This window comes from Blautia hominis (assembly GCA_002270465.1).
GTDB lineage: Bacteria > Bacillota > Clostridia > Lachnospirales > Lachnospiraceae > Blautia > Blautia hominis.
The window spans coordinates 139,050-160,432 of the sequence record NQOF01000006.1 but is presented as its reverse complement, the minus strand read 5'-3'; the positions used below and the strand labels follow the sequence as shown (position 1 = coordinate 160,432).

Genomic DNA, 21,383 nt, shown 5'->3' with positions numbered 1-21,383 from the left:
GTTATATCGTATTTTTAATGGTATCCAAAAGTGTGCCGTCACGGTACAGGACTTTTGCCACTACCCTGTCGCCCCGTTTCACGGCCTTCGGTACACCCGCAATCTCTTCTGCGATCTTCTTTAATTCTTTTATATCCTTTACCGGAAGTCCGGCTTTTTCTAATTTTTCTCTCAGTTCTTTCCGGGCCGGATTGACTGCAATGCCCCTCTGGGTTACGATCACATCCACGGTGCTGCCCGGTGTGGATTTGCAAAGTACCTCATCCACAATGAGAGGAAGTCTTGCTCTTATCAAGGGGGCCACTACAATCGCAAGCTTAGCTCCTGCCGCTGTGTCGCAGTGTCCGCCGGAACCGCCCATAATGTAACCGTTGGAATCTGTATGTACATTTACATTAAAGTCTGTGTCCACCTGGGTCGCCCCCAGGATCACCACATCCAGGCTGTCCACCGCAGCGCTTTTGGCAGCCGGTGAGGCATAACGCATGGCGGAGATCTCCTGATGCTTCGGATTCTCACGGATGGACTCAATGGCTTTCAGATCAAAGCACTGTACATCCAGAATGGTCTCAAAATACCCTTTATTTGCCATATCCACCAGATATCCGGTGATGCCGCCCATGCAGAAGCTGCCTTTGATATGGTCCTTTTCCATCATTTCCTCCACATATTTGGCAACAGCCAGGGACGCGCCGCCGGCTCCTGTCTGGAAGGAAAATCCATCCTTTAAATATCCGGAATTCTTTACCACCTGTGCGGCCAGTCCTGCGATCCGCAGGCCCACCGGGTCACGGGTGATCTTTGTGGTTCCGGAGACGATCTTTGTGGGGTCGCCTATCTGCTCCACTTCCACCACATGATCAATGTATCCTTCCGCAATGGAGGTATCCCTCAATGGGTATGGTACCAAATTGTCAGTCAGGGCCACCACCTTCTTTGCGTGCATGGCATCCGAGAATGCATAACCCATGGAGCCGCAGGCAGAAGGTCCGTACTTGCCGCTCAAGTTCCCCATGCAGTCTGCGCAGGGTGCGGCTATAAACGCAATGTCAACCTTTGAGGAGCCGTTTTCCATATCCCCGGCTCTCCCCCCGTGGCTTCTGAAGACCACCGGGCGCTCCAGGATCCCCTGGGAGATGGCTCTGCCCACTTTGCCGCCCATATAGTTGCATTCCAGGCCTGTGACAACACCGTTTTTTATGTGTTCAAGGATCGGCTCATGGATGTCAAAAATGGAACTTGCATTCACATTTAAGTCTTTGATTCCCATTTCCGCCGCCTGGGCAAGCACCATGTTCAGCACATAGTCACCGTTTCTCATATGATGATGGAAGGAGATGGTCATCCCATCCTTTAAACCTGTCTTTTCCATGGCTTCTTTTAAGGAGCCGAGTAATTTACTCATACTGTGCACCTCCATAAATGGCTTTCTCCATTTCCAGCACCTGGGAGGCGCGTTTTACTATGGGGGCATCTATCATTTTACCGCGGAGGGAGATCACACCTTTACCCTGACGCTTGCCCTCTTCAATGGCATCCATCACGTCGTGGGCATAGGCGATCTCTGCCTCCGTAGGAGAAAATACAGCATTGACAATGTCCACATGGCGGGGTGATATAACGGCTTTTCCGGCAAATCCCAGACTTTTTGCAAACTCTGTGTCCTTCTCAAGCCCTTCCATATCCTCCACATCCGTGAATGGTGTATCATACGCTTCAATGCCGCAGGCCCTGGCAGCACACACCAGCCTGGTTCTGGCATAGAAAATCTCATTTCCCTCTTTTGTCCTCTTACAGTGCAGGTCAGCGGTAAAATCCTCACCGCCTAGGAACAGGCCGATCACCCTTGCGTCTGCAGATGCAATGTCGAAAGCCTTCTCCACACCCATAGCAGTCTCGATCAGGGGAAGGATCTTAACGGTCCCCTCCTCTATTTTGTTTTCCCGTTCCACCTCTGCCATACAGGCGGATACTTCCCGGATCATATCACCGCCGCTTACCTTTGTGGGCATGATCACATCCGGTTTCAGGGGAATGACGGCTTTTAAGTCCTCTTTCCAGAACGCTGTGTCCGTGGGATTGATCCGCACCACTGTCTCACAGCCCGGATAGGACTGATAGCGGAGGGCATTTCTCACCAGTATCCTGGCTGCATCCTTTTCATCCGGAGATACGGCATCCTCCAGATCGAAGATGATCGTATCCGCTCCCAGGGTATCACCGTTGATCAGCATGTTCGGCGTATTTCCCGGTAAAAATAACATGGTTCGTCTCATGGCTGCTCAACTCCCCCTCTTTTTAGTGCGGTCTCCATACGCGCGCGGATCACACAATCCAGTGCGCCTTTGTCCTTGATAAAAACTTTCCCTGTAGACACTTCAAATTCTTTCAGTGTGTCCAGTACAGCGGCCCGTATGGAATCCATATACTGGTTGGCTACTACAGAGTCAATTTCCAGTGTCAGTTCTTTGTCGTCCGGCTCGATCTGGATGAACAAATCACTGGATTCCAGGGTTCCTGCTACTGCATTCTTGAGAATCTTCACAGGTTTTCTCCTTTCTGCATTACATATCTTTTTATAGTCCGCCGACTCCGGCTTTTACAGAAACTTCCGCCAAATCACCTCAGCCTTTTGGCCTCACAGCACACCTTTGGCATATGCGGAACCTTCTGGAAAAGCCGAAATCAATCGGCTTATTCTCATTCTTCCACCGCGCTCCTGGAGACACCGGCCTGTGCCAGGATCTTTTTCTCATATGCCAGGGCATTTTTTTCTATGACTGCGACTTCTTTGGCGGTCTCTTCCACAAAAGCCTCGTCTTTGATGGATTCCAGGTTGATCTTTACATTGAAAAGCGCTCCTAATACGGCTGTCCTTGCCATCATTGTGGCTACCAGAGCGTCTGTCACTGCTGTCTTGTTGCCTTTTGTCACCATAGCTTCCGCGTAGGGCATAACCTCGTAGGCGCGTTTTGCAACAGATAAGGGAACCGCAACGGCTGCCTTTAAGCCATCCTGCATGGCCTTTGTGCGGGCTGCCTTCTCCTCCTCTGTCTCTTTCGGAAGGGTCAGGGCCTGCATGTACAGGTCAAAGGATTCGCTGTCGCGCTTGATGTCATCCAGAAGATGCTCACAGATCTCATGCATGGGAGCAACTGCCTTCTTCATCTCCTCTTCCACTTCCGCATATTTTTTCTTGCCGATGGTGAGTCCTGCCACCATCTCTGTCAAAGCCGCCGCCAGGGCACCAGCAAGGGCGGAAATACTTCCGCCCCCCGGTACTGGTTCATTGGAGGCTGTCTGCATGGCAAACTGTTCAACTGTCATATTTTTCATGATGTGTAACCTCTCCTAATCGAATCAGATATATGTTGTAATCATTTCTTTCTTACAGACGTGTCTCCAGAACCTGTTTGGAATCAAAGCCTTCAAAGCCTAAGTAGTATTCCGCGCAGTCAACGATGGCCTGCAGCGGGATCAGTCCTACTACCTCACTGCCCAGTACATTGACACCGTAGCGTCTTGCCTCCATGCGTACGGTCTCAAATACCGTGTAAACAGAAGTCTTTGTATAATCTGTCAGGTTCATGGATACCTGAGCGATATTTCTGTCTTCCAGCATAACGCCCATGGCTTTGCAGAAACGGAAGCCGCCTTTTACGTGACGGATCTTATCTGCGATTTTCTGTGCGATCTCCACATTCGGAGTATCCAGATTGATGTTGTAGGCGATCAGAGGCATTCTTGCGCCGATCGCTGTCACACCGCCTGTAGGATGAATGGTGTTCGGGCCAAAGTCCGGTTTCCATTTTTCCTGGTCTTTCATTTTCTCAGCCATGCCCTCAAACTGTCCCTGGCGGACTTTAGCCAGATTCTCTCTGTGAGGAGCTGTGGCTGATTTCTCATATAAGAAGAAGGGCTGTCCGAATTTCTCAGATGCCTCTTTTGCCACTGCTTTTGCCACTGCATCAGCGTCTTCCACTGTCACGCCGCGGATGGGAATGAACGGAACAACGTCCACACAGCCCATACGGGGATGCTGACCCTGATGTTTTGTCATATCGATCAGTTCCACTGCTTTACCGATTGCTGCAACCATTGCGTCTTTTAACGGCTCCGGCTCACCGATAACTGTTACAACGCTTCTGTTGTGATCTTCATCGGAGGTGTAGTCCAAAAGCTTAACGCCCTCTCTGTTACGGAAGCAGTCAACGATCTTTTCTAATTTTTCTTTGTCTCTTCCTTCACTGAAATTAGGTACGCATTCGATAATTCTTTCCATGATATTTTCTCCTTTATGTTGTTATGGATTTGGGGTTGCCGTAACGTCTCAGACATCTGAACTATTACGGGTTACCATTCTTTGTGATAAACAGTATCGCCATTCTTGATCACCGTCTCCACCAGATTGATTGCTGTGTGGTAGGGCATAAAATGAATGGACGGGAATTTTAAGAAAATAATGTCTGCGGCTTTTCCCGGTTCTAAGCTTCCCACTTTGTCCGCACGGTCAACAGCGGCTGCGCCGTTGATGGTAAGGGCTGTGATGACTTCCTCTATAGACATATTCATGTAAATGCATCCAAGGGCAACCATCAGAGGGATGGAATTGGAGAAGCAGCTTCCCGGATTCAGATCCGAAGCCAGCGCAACCGCGCAGCCCTCGTCAATCATCTTTCGGGCAGGCGCATATTCCTCCTTCAGTCCAAAAGCGGTCAGGGGCAGGATGGTACTGATGACACCGGCATCCCGCATCTGGCGGATGCCTTCATCGGATGCTTTCAGCAGATGGTCTGCGGAAACCGCGCCGACTCTCGCCGCCAGTTCAGAGCCTCCAAGCTGGTAGATCTCATCTGCATGGATCTTCAGCTTAAAGCCCATTTCCTTTGCTTTTGTCATATAATACTCGGAGTCTTCCACCGTAAATACATTCTTCTCTGTGAAGATATCTGCAAACTCTGCCAGATCCTCCTCTTTTACCTTTGGCATTACATGTTCTAACTGTTCGTCCAGAAATTCTCTTTCTTTTCCCTTCCACTGGGGAAGCACACTGTGAGGCCCCAGGAATGTGGAAACAATGTCCACCGGATGGGTTTCGTTTAACTTTTTCATGGCACGGAGCATTTTCAGCTCTGTGTCACAGTCCATACCGTAGCCGCTTTTGCCTTCCACGGTTGTCACGCCGAATTCCAGCATACGGTTCAGGCGCTCTTTGCCGGCTTCCATCAGTTCTTCCTCTGAAGCTTCTCTGGTAGGAACCACGGTGGCGTTGATCCCGCCTCCGCGTTCCATAATAGACATGTAACTGTCGCCTTTCAGTCTCCAGGAGAATTCATCTGCACGGTATCCGCCAAAGATAAAGTGGGTATGGGAGTCTACGAATCCCGGCATAACGGTCTTACCCGCTGCGTCGATCACTTCGTATTCTTCCGGATTCACCTGTTTATCCAGTTCTTCTGTGGTACCCACGGCTATGATCTTATCATCATGGATGATCACTGCACCGTCATAGATCAGGCCGATATCTGACATTTCTTTTCCATGCTTCGGCGCTTTTCCCTTACAGGTCACAAGCTCGGAGGCATGGCGGATGTAACGTTTCTTCATGTCTTATCTCCTTTTAACGATTCTCAGTGATGTGCGTGATGTTCTTCCACCACTACGTCTTTGCATACTCTCTCGATCATATCGTCATCTGCAAGGTACGGCATGGTGATGTAATCCTGCCCTTCCCTTATCTTGTTGTACTCTGCTACGGTCTCGATGGAGTGCTCGCATCTTCCCCAGCTCCTCCTGGATACTCCGATCATGGTATCCCACGGGATGGCTGCACGTAAGATCTCATCCACTCTCTCGCTTCCGTCCAGCACCATCCCGAATCCTCCGTTGATGGATTTGCTGATGCCTACGCCGCCTCCGTTGTGCAGCGCTACCAGGCTCATCCCCCTGGCCGCGTTTCCGGCATAGCAGTGCACTGCCATGTCCGCTGTGATGTTGGATCCGTCATAGATGTTGGAGGTCTCTCTGTACGGGGAATCTGTTCCGCCTGTGTCGTGGTGGTCACGCCCCAGCATCACCGGTCCGATCTCGCCGTTCCTTACCATCTCATTGAACTTCAGGGCGATATCCCTTCTTCCCAGGGCATCCTGGTACAGGATACGGCACTGGGTCCCCACTACTAATTTATTCTTCTCTGCGTCACGGATCCAGATGTAGTTGTCCCTGTCCTGGCTCCTTCTGTTCGGGTCGATCACTTCCATGGCCGCGTGGTCTGTGGCACGCAGGTCCTCCGGTTTTCCGGACAGGCAGCACCAGCGGAACGGGCCGTATCCGTAGTCAAACAGCTCCGGTCCCAGGATATCCTCCACATAAGACGGGAACACGAATCCCTCGCTTGTGTCCACACCGTTCTTGGCGATGTCCTTTGCTCCCGCGTCGAACACCGCACGCATGAAGGAGTTTCCGTAGTCAAAGAAGTAGGAGCCTCTCTCCACCAGGGTCTTGATCAGGTGGTAGTGTTTCACCAGGGTCTGGTCCACCAGCTCACAGAACTTCTCCTTGTCGTTTGCCAGCATCTCCGTGCGCTCCTCAAAGGTCAGGCCCTGCGGGCAGTAGCCTCCGTCGTAAGGCACGTGGCAGCTTGTCTGGTCGGATAACAACTCGATCTTGATGTTGTTGTCCACTGCGTACTGCAGCAGGTCCACGATATTTCCGTGGTAGGCAATGGATACAGTCTCTTTCTTCTCCATATATTCCTCTGCCACACGGAACGCCTCCGCTGCATCCTCGATCACCAGGCCTACCCAGCCCTGGCTGTGGCGGGTCTCGATACGGGAAGCATCCACCTCTGCTACGATACCCACGCCCCTTGCGATCTCAATGGCTTTGGGCTGTGCGCCGCTCATGCCGCCAAGTCCGCTTGTGACGAACAGATGACCGGACAGATCCCCGTCCTGGGGTACGCCTAAGAACTTACGTCCTGCGTTCAGGATCGTGTTGAAGGTGCCGTGCACGATACCCTGGGGGCCGATGTACATCCAGCCGCCGGCTGTCATCTGGCCGTAGGAGGATACGCCCATGGCTGTGGCTTTCGCCCAGTCCTCCGGGTTGTCGAACATACCTACCATCAGGCCGTTGGTCACGATGACACGGGGGCTGGTCTTGTGGGATTTGAACAGGCCCATGGGATGGCCGCTCATCATCACAAGGGTGTGCTCGTCTGTGAGCTCCTCCAAGTATCTCTTGATCAGCTGGTACTGCATCCAGTTCTGGCAGACCTGGCCGGTCTCACCATATGTAACAAGCTCGTATGGATAGAGGGCCACCTCATGGTCCAGGTTGTTGTCGATCATGACCTGGAATGCCTTTCCTTCCACACATTTTCCTTTATATTCATCAATGGGTCTTCCATAGATCCTGTCTTTTGGCATGAAACGGTATCCGTAGATACGTCCTCTTGTCAGAAGTTCGTCTAAAAATTCCGGTGCAAGCTGTTCGTGCAGCTCTTCCGGCACATATCTGAGGGCGTTTGCTACCGCCAGTTTGATCTCCCTTTTGTTCAGGGTCAGTTCTCTCTTGGGGGCTCTTCTGACACCTTCTTTGAAGGTCGGGTATTCCGGCAGAACGGGATCCAGTTTGATTTCCATTGCTTTTCCGATTTCCGCATTGTTCATTTCACATCGTCTCCTTTACTTTTTTTATGATTTTAGCACCGGGACAGTCTAAAAAACGTCTATTTCCGATAAAGTTCCTGGACGGTATGAAATTTTTTTAGATATTTTAACCGAAATCCCTTCTGTATTTTAGTTTGATAAAGGGAAAATGTACTAATACACCAGAAAGTATTTTGGCTATTTTTGCAACAAATGCGATTTCAGGAATTCCGACGCTGCCGTAATATACTTTATTCTGTTTTTTTGTTTAATTATCACATGGCCTTCGTCCTCAAAACAAAGGTAATCCACTTCCCTCCCGAGAGCTTCAAGCCGTTTTGCGGCGTGTTCCGCTTCACTTACCGGCACTCTGGTATCATTGGCACCGTGCACAATGAGAAGCGGACAGGCCAGATCCTCAATCACGGCTTCCGGGGAAAGGTCTTTCAGGAGCTGTCTGTCTTGTTCCAGACTTCCGTATTCCGCCTCCCTTGCCGCCCTTCGGTAACCCGCCGTATGCTTTAAAAAGCTCACCAGGTTAAACATGCCCACAACTTCCACTGCACAGGCCCAGAGCTCCGGCATTCTGGCAGCACAGAGAAGTGTCATATATCCGCCGTAGCTTCTGCCGAACACTGCCATTCTCTTTGCATCCGCGGTACCTGTCTTTGTCAGATGATCTGCAAGGGCCTCGATATCCCCCACTGCGTCCAGACGTTTTTCCTTGTTGTCCAGGTTCAGATACGTCTTTCCATATCCTGTACTTCCCCGCACGTTAGGCGCAGCCACCGCAATGCCCTCGCTGACAAGATACTGGATGGTCTCCTCGTAAAAACGCCGGATCTGCGATTCCGGCCCTCCGTGAATATAGATGGCCACCGGAAGATTTTCGGCAGGGATCCCTTTGGGGACATAAAGCCAATAGGGAATTTCCAGACCGTCAAAGCTTTGATAACGGCACAGCACAGGTTCCACAAGTGCATCCTGCCCCACTGTCATGTTTTCGTTTTCTGTCACCTGTTTCAGAGTGCCTTCCTCTGCGTCCAGCAGCCATATATTCTGGGTCCTGCTGCCACTCTCAAAGGAAAAGAGCAGTCTGTAACCTGTCTCTGACCATGTGACCGGTTCCTCATCTCCTATGGTGCCCAGGGGGATCTGAGGGATCTTTATTTCTTTTTTGGATGCGGTCTCCAGAATATGTATCCCGGAATCCCCGTCCTCATTCACCACAACAGCCAGATACCTGTCATCCTTTGACACGGCAATATGGGTCACATCCCAATCCACCTCATATATTTCCTGTGTCTGCCCGGTTTCCCTGTCCCAGAACAGCACTCTTTTAAATTCCCGCTCCCTGTCACTGATAAAATAAAAACCGCTTCCATCCCCAAGCCACGCCGGGCTTTCCTCCATGGCACACTGCTGCTCTTTGCTTACCTTTCTCTCTTCCCCTGTATGGAGGTTTTTGCAGTAGATCTGCATATCCGCAAAGGAGGTCCTCCTACTATATAAAAGGATTTCCTCATCCGGGCTGATGGACAGAGGAAGACAGACAGCATCTTTTCCTTCTATTAATATATCTGTTTTTCCGTTCAGCAGATTTTTCCTGCAGATATCAAAGATACAGCGCAGCCTTTTGTTGGAAGCGTAGTATACCCAGTCCCCGCTCACATCTCCCAGATGGCTGCGCACATTTCTCGGATGGTACACCACAGGCATCACTTCCCTGTTGTCTGTACCAATCCTGTAAATCTGTTCATTTTCATCTCCGTCCATATCCATAGCGAAAAACACCTGCCCTGCGAAATACCGCATCCGGCTGATCTTATCGCTGTTATGCGTCATTTTCCTGCTGCTTCCGGTGCACAGGTCTTTTTCCCAAATCTGCGGCACCCCATCCCTGGTATCCAGGTAGTAAATGGTATCCTCTTTTCCCCATACAGGGTAACTGCATTTTGCTGCTGTCAAATACTCTTTTATATTTCCCATAATCTTATCCCCATTAGTCGGGAATCCGGATCATCTGTTCTGGCCTTCCTCTTGTTTTCCGCTGTTTGGTGCCCACCACCTGTGCGGCATCTGCTGCCACCATCTTCTGCAGGTATTTGCTTGCTGCCCGCACAGTGACGCCCAAACTGTCCGCAAGGAGCTGGGCTGTCACCGTCCCCTCCTCCTGCTTTTGGGCGACGGCACAGATTTTCTGCAGAGTCAGTGCCGATACCCCTGTCTCCTCCGCCATTTTGGCATATTTTTCAGAGGGCGTTGTGGACAGTACCATACAGCTTCCTGAAATCAGGGGGCCGATCAAGTTTTCGTTTTCATCTATGGCATAACTGGCACCTTGAGGATGCATCATGGATTCCTGGTTGGCATTCATGGCCTCCAGCCTTGCCCGTGTGGTATCTCTTCCCAGTCCATATCCGATACATACCCTGGCACCGGTCTTTCTCTCCAGGTATTTTTTCAGCATACAGACCGAATATTTATCTGTGATTCGATCGATCACACCGGCGCTGGTATGGACCTCATACACAGAGGCATGCCGCTGCAGCATAAAATCACAGTCATGCTCTCTTGAAAACTGCAGGATTGCCGTCTGCATGGCAAGTTCCCCCAGTTCATCCCGCTCCTGTCCGTTCCTGCCCGCAGTGATGTTGATCACAGCAGGCATACTCTCCTTCATTTTATCCAGCTCAATGGTGAGAAGAAGCCTTTTGATCACATCCCGCATATAAGAAATACCGGGGTATACAAAATGGCAGGGGATCCCCATCTCCTCAAAATCCTTAGCCGCTGTGCTCAGACGTGTGATCACCTGGTCAATCCGGCCTGCCTCCCACTTCCCGCGGACGTCCTCCACCATTTTATAGCGGAGTGCTTTCAGCTCTTCCAGACTCATGCAGGCTACCATGCTGCAGAAATTTTCCCCTTCCGCTTCCAGGGTTTTGTTTTCCACAGCCTCCCTGATATTTTTTCCCATCATAAAATCCGCGTAGAGGCGTTCTGCCTTCAGATCCGGGTTCAATGTCATCAGCCCGAACAGTTCCTGGTAGTATGCCAGCATATCCACATGGAAGGTTTCAATGGGTTTCCTGGTATCCGGGCAGGCTGCGCGCAGCAGTGCTCTGGAGATAATGCCGTTTATAATGAATCCGTCGTACTTGTCTTCGATACTTTTATAGATGTCCGGAATCTCCGATGATTTTTTATAATAGAAGGTGGTAAACGTACAGCTCTCCTCAAAGGGAAGGACTGCCTCCTTTACCCTGTTATCCATAAATTCCGTGCTGATAATTGCTGTTTTATATTTCATCGTCTGCCACCTTTCAAAGTTTTCTTACGGTCCGTGCAGTACATGCACAGACTACTGAATTGTTATTATCCAGTTTACTACTACTTTCCCTTCGCCGCAAGATATGCTTTCGCCCCGCAGGCAAAGGCTGCGGCACCGCTTGCCAGGCTGGTCTCATCATAGCGCACTTTCGGATGGTGTCCTGCAAATTCATAGCCGTGCTCTTTGTCTCCGCCGCCCACCACGAAAAACATGGAAGGCACCAGGCGGCTTACCTCTGCAAAATCCTCAGAACCGGAGGTCGTCTGGCTGACGCGGACAGCGGCCTTGCCCAGTGTTTCTGAAAAGCCTTTACCTATGATATCCGCGCATGTCTCATCCACAGTGAGGGCACTGACCGAAGCCGGAACCTCCAGACTGGCCTTTGCACGGAACATTTCCGCTGTCATCTCCACACATTTCTTAATTCTATCAAGCAGGAACTCCCTGGTCTCCTGTCTGACGGTCCTCAGTGTACCGCCCAGAAAAGCGGTCTTTGGAATGATATTCGCTGCATCCCCGCTGTGAAACATTCCAAAAGTCAGGGCAGCCTGATCCTGAGGGTCCACTTCTCTGGCAATCAGTTCCTGCAGCGCCAGGTGGATATGCACCCCCACATTGACAGGGTCCACAGACTGGTGCGGGCTGGCTCCGTGCCCGCCCTTCCCTTCAATGGCTATCTGCAGCAAATCACTGGAATTACACACAACCCCTGCGTTGTATCCCACAAATCCGGCCGGTGCCAGAGGCATCATATGCACCCCCATAGCTGCATCCACATGAGGATTTTCCAGGATTCCGTCCGCGATCATGGCTTTTGCACCTTCCAGTGTCTCCTCCCCTGGCTGGAACATCAGCTTTACGATCCCCGGAAGCTCCTCCTCCTGCTCTTTCAGAATCTTTGCAGCGCCAAGCAGCATGGCTGTGTGCATGTCATGACCGCAGCAGTGGGCAGCCTGGCCGGATGAGGCGAAAGGAAGTCCGCTCTCCTCCCGCATAGGCAGAGCATCCATGTCAGCCCTTAAAAGGAATACCGGGCCGTCCTTCTTTTTGCCGATGAGGGCCGTGACACCGCATCCGCCGCAGATCTTCGCTTCTATTCCCATGTCACGCAGCTTTCCCATGACAAATTCCGTAGTGACTTTCAGATTCATTCCCAGCTCCGGATTCTGATGCAGAAATCTCCTGTTGGCGGTCATCTCCGGAAGCAGTTCTTTTGCTCTCTCTAAATCGTTCATTTTCTTCTCCTTTATCTCTCTGTAATAGTTTTGTCATTCACTTTTTTCAACGCCTCATCCTCCGGGGCGGGATTTCCCTCTCCCTCCTTTATGACCTTCACCTGCCCCGATTTAAAGAGGAGCCAGGATGAGAGGATCATGACCGGTATGGTGATCAGCACACCGATCCCCCTGTTGATCTTTGCCACAAACACCAGGATCGCCAGCAGGATCAGGATGGGAGCTATCATCATCTTCCATTTTCCCGTGATCTTTCCTCCTGCCGGGTTGGTGACCATCAGGCGGATGAACATACATCCGAACAAGGCCGGAAGCATATATGAGGTAGCCACCTGGACTGTGGGGGAGCTTAAGAGAGGCTGCAGCGGCACCAGCATGAGTACGCCCACAATGACCACCGCTATGGTGATGAGAGAGGACACGGCAATGGCAATGGTACAGACCGCGTCCCCCTCATCGGTATTCTGCTCCGCTTTGGCAATGTCAAGGGCATTGAGTGCACAGGGAAGCTTAATATTGGATACATTACCGGTGATCAGGCTCATATAAATGGAGGATCCCAAAATAGGCGTGTAGGTGACAGATTCCACAATCCCGGTGGGGACATACAGAGCCAGAAGGCCGCCGCAGAACATGAGTAAATCCGCCGCCCTCGGCCACATGTCAAAATATGTACACATGGTAACAGGGATTCCAAGCATGACAACAATGGCAATCACTGTACCGATCCTGCCAATCCGGTGAACCGAGTTGGTATATTCACTTAATCCGTTTTTGTTCATTCTTTTTCTCCTTTATCCCAGAACGTTTGTAGCCAGAACAGCGGCGGCCATCCCCATGATCAGGGCTGCTGACATGATAAAACTGCCCAGCCACTGCACTTTATATTTCCCCACAATATAGAACATAAAAGCAGACACGCAGGCACTTACGATCAGCACCACGATCCCCACACTGCCTCCCAGGATAATATAAGGGATAAAAGCGGCAACCAGGGCGGCGGCAAAGGAAAAATTAAAAACAGCTCCCCAGGCGCCTTTGCTTTTTCTGTATCTAGTCATGCTCACCTGGATTTTCTTGGCACAAAAAATATTTGTTATCATTCCTGCCAAAATGCATATACTGGTTACGAACATGATCGCCCCGAACACTTCGTAATTGTTGGCTGATGCCATAGCACCTGCTGACTGAAATCCGAGGGCATCCGACACCATTTCCGCTGCTGTCAGTTCATAGCTCACAGCACCTACCACGGAAAGCCGGAACCAGGACCATGGCACTCCCAGCACTGCGGAGAGAGAAAAAAGCCCGATGATAACAGAGATAGATGGGATAACAGTAAACACAGCAGAAGACTTGACAACTTCCATGATCGTCTTTTTGGAAATTCCGAGTTCCAATGCCCGCTTCCAGGCTTTGCGCATAAACACCAACACAAGCCCGGAGATGTACAGCAGTCCACCGCCCACCAGCACGTAGAGCAGCCTGCTGTTCGCCACATCAAAATAATTCATTGTTTTTCCTCCTGTTGTAATGGATCCTTTTTTTAATTAAAAGAACATTTAAAGAACGTACGTTAATTGTACAATAAAGCATTTCGGTATTTTAGTCAATATAAATTTATATTTTTCCTTTCTTTCGTGAATTATATACAATTTTAGAGTAGTATTTTCGTAGCTTTTGTGGGGTAGTCAGAAATTATTTTTGATGTACAATGGAAATAAAGAACGATTTGATAAAGGAGAGAGAACACATGATATCACAGGATTGCCTGCACGATGCCCTGTCCTACGGAAAATGTTTTACAGGGCTTGGACGGCCGGCTGATTACATTCCGGAGCTTGCCCGGGTCAACAAGCACCAGCTTGGTGTCTGCATTGTAAGTCTGGACGGGGAAACCCTAAAAGAGGGGGCCTATGACAGGCCTTTCACGATACAGAGCATTTCCAAACTAGTCTCCCTGATCCTTGCGCTCCATGACAGAGGAGGGGAATATCTTTTTCAGGACAAGGTAGGCGTAGAGCCTACAGGGGACCCCTTTAACTCCATCATAAAACTGGAGACCAGGACACGGCCCTTTAACCCCTTCATCAATGCAGGTGCCATCACAGTGGCAAGCTGTATTGAGGGAAAGGATACGGAGGAGAGATTTGGACGGTTCCTCACCTACATCCGGCATCTGTGCAACAATGAGGAGATCTATCTGAATGAGAATGTCTATCTCTCCGAAAAAAGCACAGGGGACCGAAACCGTGCCCTGGCATACTATCTGAAGGCATCCGGCATCTTAGAGGGAGATGTGGAGGAATGTCTGGATTTTTATTTCCGTATGTGTTCTGTGGACGTGACGGCACTTGATATTGCCAATCTGAGCGCGGTGCTGGCAAATCACGGGACAAACCCCTTTACAGGGGAAAACCTCATTGAACACTCCTGCGCCAAAGCCCTCCGGGCCCTGATGCTCACCTGCGGCATGTACGACGGTTCCGGAAGGTTTGCCATGAAAGTAGGATTTCCGGCTAAGAGCGGTGTGGGGGGCGGAATCGCGGCTGTGGTCGTAGACCGGATGGGAATCGGTGTGTACGGGCCGGCCCTGGATGAAAAAGGAAACAGTATAGGGGGAATAAAGATTCTGGAATATCTGGCGAAAAAGCTGGACTGCAGTCTTTTTTAAGCGGATAAGACCGCATACAAAAAACACGCTATCGGTATCATGCCGCATACCGATAGCGTGTTTTTGAACCGTTTTTTTATACCAGGTATTCCTCAATAAAGTGGGATGCAACAGCGCCGTCTGAGGCTGCCGTCACTATCTGCCGCAGGGGTTTTGTCCTCACGTCACCCACTGCAAACACACCGGGCAGGTTGGTTCTGGTTGACTCGTCCGCCTGAATATAACCCTGGCCGTCAAGCTCTGTCTGGCCTTTAAAAAGTTCCGTGTCGGGAACCCTGCCAATGGCTGCAAATACACCGTCACAGGGGATCTCTGTCAGCTGTCCTTCAAGATTCTCCACCACAACACCTGTCACTTTTTTATCATGCAGGATCTGTTTTACTTGGCTGTTCCAGATAAATTCCACACTGCTGTTCTTCAGGGGTTCCAGATAAACGTTTGAAGCCCGCAGCGTATCTCTCCTGTGGACCAGATATACCTTTTTACATATTTTTGAGAGGTACAGGGCATCTGCCGCAGCACTGTTGCCGCCGCCTACTACAACTACGGTCTTATTGCGGTACATCATACCGTCACAGGTGGCACAATACGCAACGCCCCGTCCCCGCAGGGAGGCTTCCTCAGGCAGTCCAATCTCTCTTGGGGAAGCCCCGGTCGCCAGCACTACTGCCCTTGCCTTTACCTGGCCTTTGGATGTGTCGATCACCTTTATTTCATTTTTCAAATCTACGGCAGTCACATTTACAAAAGCCGTCTCTGCGCCGAAGCGCTCGGCTCCTCGCTGCATCTTCTCTCCAAGTTCAAAGCCGTCAATACCCTCCTCAAAACCGGGGTAGTTGTCTACCATACTGGTGGTTGCCATCTGTCCGCCCGGTGACAATTTTTCCAGTACCAGAACCGAAAGCCCGCTTCTGGCACAGTAGAGAGCCGCTGTATATCCGCCGGGTCCTCCTCCGATAACAGCCACATCATACATATCTTGTCTCATTTGTATTTCCTCCTGCTGCTTTATATGGAAACCGGATCCTAACCCTTACTTTCTTGTTGTTTGTCGGATCATCCGGATTGATTTGATCAGATCACCTGATTGGCCTTCAGCCACTCTTCTATTGCGTCCTGGGAAGGAGGATTGACAACACGGTCTGCCTCTTTTCCGTCTTTAAACAGGATCAGTGTGGGAATCGTATCTATCTCGTACTGCTGGGCTACTTCCGGAAGTTCGTCAATATCTGCTTTGGACACTGTGACTTTACCGTTCATTTCCGCTTCCAGTCTGTCTACCGCAGGGGCAAGTCTGCGGCAGTAACCGCACCATGGTGCCCAAAAATCTACAACCACCGGTTTTGGGGATTCTAATACTTCTGCTTGAAATTTTGTTTTTTCGATTGCATTTACTGACATAATTTATCATCCTTTCGTATTTGGTATCCGAAATAACGGATCTTTTATCTGTATTATTATTATTTACAGTTCCTATACTGTCACTATAGCAGTTACAGTTTTACTTGTCAATAGGCATCTGCAATTTTTTTAATTACAACTATGGATTCCCGTACATGGCAGCTATCTTTTGTATTCTGCGTTTCATTTCCGTACGGACATGTAACGGCTCTAAACACTCACATTTATCCCCAAAACCGAAAAGGATATTGTAGTAATAATCGTTCTCTATAAAGGGAAATCGGACAATGTAATGCTCACTGCCATCCGGAGCGAAGTCTTCATAAGGGCAAAACTCAAGTGCCCTGTCCATGACGGATCTATGGATACGGATCTTTATTTTTGTCTGCAACGTATCCCACCTTTTTTCAAAGTCTAAAATTGGTTTTTGATAGTCTCTCGGTATAAAAGTTTCCTCCTGCATCTTAAGGTTTGATATGCGGGTCAGTTTGAATAGGCGATAATCCTTTCTTTTATGACAATACCCTTGAAAGTACCAATGACTGCTTTTCAAGACGAGCTGATACGGTTCGGCTGTGCGTGCAGTCTTATTTCCATCTTGATCTGCATATGCAAACGCAAGCAGTCTGCTCTCCTGCAACGCTGTTTTGATGATCTCTAAATATGGCTGTATGCTCCTGCTGCCCGTCCACGGACTTAGGTCAATACTTATTTGATCTGCTTTCACTTCAATATCTTTCGCCCTGTCGGCCGGGATAAAGCTCCTGACTTTTGTGAGGGTATGTACCAGTTCATCCCCCTGCACCATGTTGGAGAGGCTGGAAAGCCCCGTCAAAAGAGCGGAAAGGTCGGCAGACGAAAAGACATTTTTATCTATCTTGTATCTCTCCATGATCTCAAAACCACCACCCACTCCCGCTGAAGAACGTACAGGAATCCCCGCCATATTGATAGTGTCTATGTCGCGATAGATCGTGCGGGGTGAAACTTCAAACATATCTGCCAACTCCTGTGCACCGATGCGCCCTTTATCGAGAAGTATCATGATTATGCTAACAAGTCTGTCAATTTTCATTTTATTTCCGCCTTTCAAATTTTTTTTTAATTCTTGCCATACTGTTGTCAACAATTACATGGTACTATAAAAAAACAAATGGCAACTGTTCGTAACAGTTCAGACAGGTCTGCGCATCTACTGCGCTGACCGTATGGAAAAGTAGTGCCAGCTTTATCCAGTCCATCGCGAAGCGATATACACAGACCTACTGAATACGTTACAGCAAACCAACTAATAAAACAATAAAAAATGGAGGAAATTTATGTTTACAATCTATGTTTACGTTCTTGATACTTTCGCTGACTGGGAAATGGGGTATGCTATTTCAGAATTGAATTCCGGCAGATTTTTCAAAAAGGACGCGCCGCGTATATCACTCAAAACGGTCAGTCATTCTAAAGAACCCATCCGTTCAATGGGCGGATTGACGATAGTGCCCGATTGCCTGATCGACGATATTGTCGTGAGTGAAACAAGTGTGCTGCTCTTACCGGGCGCAGATACATGGAACGACCAAAAGCATGCTGCTATCCTGGAAAAAGCAAGTGAATTTCTCGCTTTAGGTGCTACAGTAGGTGCGATCTGCGGGGCTGTCACGGCGCTTGCCGGCTTAGGGCTGTTGGATCAGCGACCGCATACCAGTAACGGGCCGGGATTTCTCGAAATGTTCTGCCCTGATTATAAAGGGCAGCATTTTTATATCGATAAACCGTCTGCAGCCGACAATAATCTTATTACTGCAAGCAGTACCGGGGCTTTATTGTGGGCAAAACAAATCATAGAGCATCTAGGTGTCTTCCGGGCAGATACACTGGAATCTTGGTATGCCTATTTCAGCACCGGTAAATCTGAACATTTCTTTGCTCTCATGCAGACTTTGCCGTCCTGTGACGCACCCGTGTAATAAGCAGAGAATGAGAAGCGCCGCCTGGGCAAGAGACACAGGCGGCGCTTCTCATAGGTTACGTTTCAAGACCCCAGATACCGGGCTGCAATTTCTTCGGTGACCGGTATAAGCCGGCAGTCCTCTATCAAGTATACCTCATCACATAACTGCTCAATATCCTTGTAATGATGGGAAGTCAGAAATATGGTCTTTTCTTCAGCTTTCAGCATGCGGATGATAGATTTGACATCTTCATAGGTTTTGTAGTCCAGAGCATTGAAAGGTTCGTCTAATACCAGAATGTCCTGCCCCTCCATAATGGCCTGCGCAAGCCCTAATTTCTGCTTCATGCCGAGAGAATAGTGATCTACCTTCACTTTATTGTCAGGGTCAAGCCCGACCTTGTTCATGGCATCCCGAATCTCCTTCTCTCCGATCTTCCTTTGTATGTCCGCAAGAAATTTCAGGTTCTGAAAACCACTGTAAATACCGATAAAACCGGGGGCATTGATGAACACCCCCATATTGTCAGGGAAATCACGCCCATTTTTTCCAAGCGCCTCCCCGCGCACAAACACACTGCCCTTGTCAGGCTTTTCAAACCCGCACAGTATCTTAAACAGCACGGATTTCCCACTGCCGTTCTCTCCCACCAGACCTACCGTTTTCCCACGGTCAGCGGTTAAAGACACATTTTGGAGGACCGGCCTGTGGCCAAAACTCTTTGATACATTTTTCACTTCAATATAGGAACCCATATTAATCCCCCTTAATCCAATATTTTCCTGCATCCAAACACGGCCAGCCATACAGTCAGCAGCAATGAAAAAGAAACCAGTATTCCAAAGGCCGTCACTGCAGATATCCCTATGCCGGAATGCATCAGAGAAATCCGCATCAAACCCGATAGCCCGAAGGGTAAGCAGGACGCCAAAGCCCCGGGCAGCACGCAGAGCAGATTTCCGGCAGCCAGTATAAGAAAGCTAACCGAAACCTGTTTTGTGAACAAGTAAATACACAGCATGAACAGATACTGCAAATATATATCGAGAAATTTCATCAGGACAGCATACAGCAGTAGGTTCCATGCAGGTCCCTCCATTTCGCAGCCAATAAAAACCGCTCCCAGAAGTCCCCCTGTCATCCACAAGAACGTATATATCCCAATAAATTTTGTACCGGCTGACAAGATCCCCCTCATCAGGCTTCTGCAGCTTTTCCCACGGACTGAGACAAAAACGGATTGCCCGCTGACTGTATGCTCCACGAAAACCGCCAGAAGATACAGGGGCGCTCCGCCTGTGATCCATTGTTCTATAAAAGGAAGGACTTGGAAATATCCTGTGCCATGTCCGGCAAACAAGGTATAGATCCATTCTGTACCGGATTCCGTATGGCTGTGCCCCATCCCTTTATAAAGCGTAATTCCGAATACGACCCCAAAAAGGATCAGAAGATTCTTTCTTATCATCAGCTCATGAACATAATACGCAGCCATGCCGCGGCCCCGAAGCTGAATATGCGGCAGTCCGCGCCACCAAAACCGCAGCGAAAGGATGGCGGCCAGGGGAAGGAGCAGGAAGGTAACCCCTGTGGCTGCAAAGCGATAATGTCCGCCCAGATTGTGGTGCAGGATCAGTAAGTGACCAAATCCAGTAAAGGGCAGGTTCTGAACAGCCGGAAGCTTGAGCCATACAGCTGAGAGCATATAAAGGCCGGAAATGATAGGAACAGCCCCTCTCCTCCCTGCAAAGTGCCCGATCCACATACAGATTCCGAATATCAGCCAGCTTCCCGCAAACTGATAGAGCGTGCATACAAGGAAAGCCTGCACAGGGGCCGGAAAAATCTGCTGCAGCATGGAAAATAACTCTGTCTCCGCCGCCCCTGCAGGAAGGCCCCATTGATCCCCCAATGGCAGTCCCATACCGGACAACAGGATTGCCGTGGTCTGAACCGCAGTCAGCAGAAACGCTGCCGCCCACGTCCTAAGCCATTTCCCCAGGAAATAGGCATGGTAGCTGTGAAAACGTGAGATCACCGGTATCCCGTCATCCTCCAAAAAGGAAAAACAGCTCAACAACAGGATTGGCAGCATGAAATAGGTCAAATAGTAATGATCTGACACCGCTGACAAAATATGCTGTTCATAAGAGATCCCATGATCCAATCGCCCGCTGATGGAAAAAATCAGGCAGCCTAAAAATAAGGCACCAGCCTTTCCATATCCCCACAAGCAGAGATTTTTTCTGATAAGCCCATACATAGGAGCCACCTATCCTGTTACAACGGCATTTTTCTTGAACTTCCCAAAGAAAAGTGCCGTCAGACTGATAACAAAGAGCAGCAAAACCGGACCCGCTGCAAAAGAAAATACGGATACTGCGCGGCTGTCCACACTAGTGGGGTCAAAGGCAGTAACAAGCCGGAATTTCTCCAGCCGAAGTATGGACAGGATAAAGTTCTCCAGGATGGAATACATAAACGGCCCTGTAAGGATCACAAAAATATTCTTACAGTACATAGCCAGTACGAAGCCAAAGGTCATCATTATAATACCGAGCAGACCTCTCCAGCAGGAAAGAACGCCCGCATACAATAACGGCGTTTGGGCAAACGCACCTTCAAAAATATGCCCTGACAACCCGGAGGAAAAAGGAACCACAGGGGGTTTCACATAAACGGCAGACACAGCAGCTAATCCATAGGGAAACACTATGATAACGAACGCCCCCAGCGCATATGCGGTCCATTTTGCTGTCAGATACCTCCTGACCGGCACCCGGGGCATGACATACAGCAAAAAGTTGTTTTTCCGCTCATAGTACAGGTTCCAGCAAAGAGGAAACACCACAGACAGAGGATAAAACAGGGAAAACATCTCCGTTCCCACTTCCCAGGCCTCCAGATCATACAGCAGGGAATAGTTTTGATAAAGCGTGCAGGACAGCACACACATAACGACTGCCAGGATGACCGTTGTCAGCAGCACCGGCAGAAATATTTTCTTCCACTCAGTCCCTATAAGATGAAACATATATCTCACCCCTTTCTTTGTCTTTCAGTATACCCAACTCTCCTCTGCGCTTCAACAGGCCGGAAACAAGAAAGGGTTTTAAGGGGACAAGATCATTTTTGTACCCT

General features: G+C 49.5%; 20 protein-coding genes. 2 read left to right on the top strand and 18 right to left on the bottom strand.

The window, feature by feature from the left end:
• Position 1 precedes the first annotated feature (1 nt).
• The 12 genes from citF to CI595_RS18995 all read right to left on the bottom strand — a co-directional run bounded on the left by citF (position 2) and on the right by CI595_RS18995 (position 13,735).
• Positions 2-1,405 carry a citrate lyase subunit alpha gene (gene citF, locus CI595_RS19050; protein ID WP_242987091.1) on the bottom strand — a complete coding sequence of 468 codons (1,404 nt, stop codon included), beginning with the start codon at positions 1,403-1,405 and terminating at the stop codon, positions 2-4.
• Positions 1,398-2,276, bottom strand: coding sequence for an HpcH/HpaI aldolase/citrate lyase family protein (locus CI595_RS19045; protein WP_095175207.1), 879 nt, complete (start codon positions 2,274-2,276; stop codon positions 1,398-1,400). The genes citF and CI595_RS19045 overlap by 8 nt, the downstream gene beginning before the upstream one ends.
• On the bottom strand, positions 2,273-2,545 hold the full coding sequence (citD, locus tag CI595_RS19040) for a citrate lyase acyl carrier protein (RefSeq protein ID WP_065542302.1): 273 nt from the start codon (positions 2,543-2,545) through the stop codon (positions 2,273-2,275). The genes CI595_RS19045 and citD overlap by 4 nt, the downstream gene beginning before the upstream one ends.
• A gap of 155 nt (positions 2,546-2,700) precedes the next feature.
• Positions 2,701-3,336 carry a cyclodeaminase/cyclohydrolase family protein gene (locus tag CI595_RS19035; protein ID WP_095175206.1) on the bottom strand — a complete coding sequence of 212 codons (636 nt, stop codon included), beginning with the start codon at positions 3,334-3,336 and terminating at the stop codon, positions 2,701-2,703.
• A gap of 52 nt (positions 3,337-3,388) precedes the next feature.
• Positions 3,389-4,282, bottom strand: a complete 894-nt coding sequence (gene ftcD, locus CI595_RS19030) for a glutamate formimidoyltransferase (protein WP_095175205.1) — start codon at positions 4,280-4,282, stop codon at positions 3,389-3,391.
• Between the two features lie 71 nt (positions 4,283-4,353).
• Positions 4,354-5,607 (bottom strand): imidazolonepropionase, encoded by a 1,254-nt coding sequence (gene hutI / locus CI595_RS19025; RefSeq protein ID WP_095175204.1) that lies wholly within the window; start codon positions 5,605-5,607, stop codon positions 4,354-4,356.
• 23 nt (positions 5,608-5,630) lie between these two features.
• Entirely contained in the window at positions 5,631-7,673 is a 2,043-nt protein-coding gene (locus tag CI595_RS19020; protein ID WP_095175203.1) for a urocanate hydratase, read from the bottom strand.
• A gap of 177 nt (positions 7,674-7,850) precedes the next feature.
• Complete coding sequence (locus tag CI595_RS19015) at positions 7,851-9,641, bottom strand: S9 family peptidase (protein WP_095175202.1); 1,791 nt, start codon at positions 9,639-9,641, stop codon at positions 7,851-7,853.
• A gap of 13 nt (positions 9,642-9,654) precedes the next feature.
• Positions 9,655-10,965 (bottom strand): helix-turn-helix domain-containing protein, encoded by a 1,311-nt coding sequence (locus tag CI595_RS19010; RefSeq protein WP_095175201.1) that lies wholly within the window; start codon positions 10,963-10,965, stop codon positions 9,655-9,657.
• Between the two features lie 80 nt (positions 10,966-11,045).
• Complete coding sequence (locus tag CI595_RS19005) at positions 11,046-12,221, bottom strand: M20 metallopeptidase family protein (protein WP_095175200.1); 1,176 nt, start codon at positions 12,219-12,221, stop codon at positions 11,046-11,048.
• Between the two features lie 11 nt (positions 12,222-12,232).
• Positions 12,233-13,003, bottom strand: a complete 771-nt coding sequence (locus tag CI595_RS19000) for a hypothetical protein (RefSeq protein ID WP_095175199.1) — start codon at positions 13,001-13,003, stop codon at positions 12,233-12,235.
• Between the two features lie 12 nt (positions 13,004-13,015).
• Positions 13,016-13,735, bottom strand: a complete 720-nt coding sequence (locus CI595_RS18995; RefSeq protein WP_095175198.1) for a DUF5058 family protein — start codon at positions 13,733-13,735, stop codon at positions 13,016-13,018.
• A 239-nt stretch (positions 13,736-13,974) separates the two neighbouring features.
• Here CI595_RS18995 and glsA point away from each other — a divergent pair, with 239 nt between their 5' ends.
• Positions 13,975-14,895: a glutaminase A gene (glsA, locus tag CI595_RS18990; RefSeq protein WP_095175197.1), complete on the top strand. Its 921-nt coding sequence runs from the start codon at positions 13,975-13,977 to the stop codon at positions 14,893-14,895.
• Between the two features lie 76 nt (positions 14,896-14,971).
• On the opposite strand, the gene trxB is transcribed toward glsA, so the two are convergent.
• The 3 genes from trxB to CI595_RS18975 form a co-directional block, all read right to left on the bottom strand.
• Positions 14,972-15,883: a thioredoxin-disulfide reductase gene (gene trxB, locus CI595_RS18985; protein ID WP_095175196.1), complete on the bottom strand. Its 912-nt coding sequence runs from the start codon at positions 15,881-15,883 to the stop codon at positions 14,972-14,974.
• A gap of 86 nt (positions 15,884-15,969) precedes the next feature.
• Positions 15,970-16,296 (bottom strand): thioredoxin, encoded by a 327-nt coding sequence (gene trxA, locus CI595_RS18980; protein ID WP_095175195.1) that lies wholly within the window; start codon positions 16,294-16,296, stop codon positions 15,970-15,972.
• Positions 16,297-16,435: 139 nt separating this feature from the next.
• The gene (locus CI595_RS18975; RefSeq protein WP_095175194.1) at positions 16,436-17,371 is read right to left on the bottom strand and encodes a helix-turn-helix transcriptional regulator; all 936 of its coding nucleotides are present in this window, start codon (positions 17,369-17,371) and stop codon (positions 16,436-16,438) included.
• Between the two features lie 244 nt (positions 17,372-17,615).
• Between CI595_RS18975 and CI595_RS18970 the strand changes: the two genes are divergently transcribed.
• Positions 17,616-18,257, top strand: coding sequence for a type 1 glutamine amidotransferase family protein (locus CI595_RS18970; RefSeq protein WP_095175193.1), 642 nt, complete (start codon positions 17,616-17,618; stop codon positions 18,255-18,257).
• Between the two features lie 65 nt (positions 18,258-18,322).
• On the opposite strand, the gene CI595_RS18965 is transcribed toward CI595_RS18970, so the two are convergent.
• From CI595_RS18965 to CI595_RS18955, 3 genes are read right to left on the bottom strand one after another with little or no spacing between them, the layout of a single operon-like run.
• Complete coding sequence (locus CI595_RS18965; RefSeq protein WP_095175192.1) at positions 18,323-18,997, bottom strand: ABC transporter ATP-binding protein; 675 nt, start codon at positions 18,995-18,997, stop codon at positions 18,323-18,325.
• An 11-nt stretch (positions 18,998-19,008) separates the two neighbouring features.
• Positions 19,009-20,505, bottom strand: coding sequence for a hypothetical protein (locus tag CI595_RS18960; protein ID WP_095175191.1), 1,497 nt, complete (start codon positions 20,503-20,505; stop codon positions 19,009-19,011).
• Between the two features lie 9 nt (positions 20,506-20,514).
• Positions 20,515-21,276 carry a hypothetical protein gene (locus CI595_RS18955; RefSeq protein WP_095175190.1) on the bottom strand — a complete coding sequence of 254 codons (762 nt, stop codon included), beginning with the start codon at positions 21,274-21,276 and terminating at the stop codon, positions 20,515-20,517.
• Positions 21,277-21,383 lie beyond the last annotated feature (107 nt).

Coding starts and splice junctions, on each gene's coding strand:
- citF (WP_242987091.1), bottom strand. CDS start 1,405: ATGAGTAAATTACTCGGCTCCTTAAAAGAAGCCATGGAAAAGACAGGT.
- CI595_RS19045 (WP_095175207.1), bottom strand. CDS start 2,276: ATGAGACGAACCATGTTATTTTTACCGGGAAATACGCCGAACATGCTG.
- CI595_RS19035 (WP_095175206.1), bottom strand. CDS start 3,336: ATGAAAAATATGACAGTTGAACAGTTTGCCATGCAGACAGCCTCCAAT.
- ftcD (WP_095175205.1), bottom strand. CDS start 4,282: ATGGAAAGAATTATCGAATGCGTACCTAATTTCAGTGAAGGAAGAGAC.
- hutI (WP_095175204.1), bottom strand. CDS start 5,607: ATGAAGAAACGTTACATCCGCCATGCCTCCGAGCTTGTGACCTGTAAG.
- CI595_RS19020 (WP_095175203.1), bottom strand. CDS start 7,673: ATGAACAATGCGGAAATCGGAAAAGCAATGGAAATCAAACTGGATCCC.
- CI595_RS19015 (WP_095175202.1), bottom strand. CDS start 9,641: ATGGGAAATATAAAAGAGTATTTGACAGCAGCAAAATGCAGTTACCCT.
- CI595_RS19010 (WP_095175201.1), bottom strand. CDS start 10,965: ATGAAATATAAAACAGCAATTATCAGCACGGAATTTATGGATAACAGG.
- CI595_RS19005 (WP_095175200.1), bottom strand. CDS start 12,221: ATGAACGATTTAGAGAGAGCAAAAGAACTGCTTCCGGAGATGACCGCC.
- CI595_RS19000 (WP_095175199.1), bottom strand. CDS start 13,003: ATGAACAAAAACGGATTAAGTGAATATACCAACTCGGTTCACCGGATT.
- CI595_RS18995 (WP_095175198.1), bottom strand. CDS start 13,735: ATGAATTATTTTGATGTGGCGAACAGCAGGCTGCTCTACGTGCTGGTG.
- glsA (WP_095175197.1), top strand. CDS start 13,975: ATGATATCACAGGATTGCCTGCACGATGCCCTGTCCTACGGAAAATGT.
- trxB (WP_095175196.1), bottom strand. CDS start 15,883: ATGAGACAAGATATGTATGATGTGGCTGTTATCGGAGGAGGACCCGGC.
- trxA (WP_095175195.1), bottom strand. CDS start 16,296: ATGTCAGTAAATGCAATCGAAAAAACAAAATTTCAAGCAGAAGTATTA.
- CI595_RS18975 (WP_095175194.1), bottom strand. CDS start 17,371: ATGAAAATTGACAGACTTGTTAGCATAATCATGATACTTCTCGATAAA.
- CI595_RS18970 (WP_095175193.1), top strand. CDS start 17,616: ATGTTTACAATCTATGTTTACGTTCTTGATACTTTCGCTGACTGGGAA.
- CI595_RS18965 (WP_095175192.1), bottom strand. CDS start 18,997: ATGGGTTCCTATATTGAAGTGAAAAATGTATCAAAGAGTTTTGGCCAC.
- CI595_RS18960 (WP_095175191.1), bottom strand. CDS start 20,505: ATGTATGGGCTTATCAGAAAAAATCTCTGCTTGTGGGGATATGGAAAG.
- CI595_RS18955 (WP_095175190.1), bottom strand. CDS start 21,276: ATGTTTCATCTTATAGGGACTGAGTGGAAGAAAATATTTCTGCCGGTG.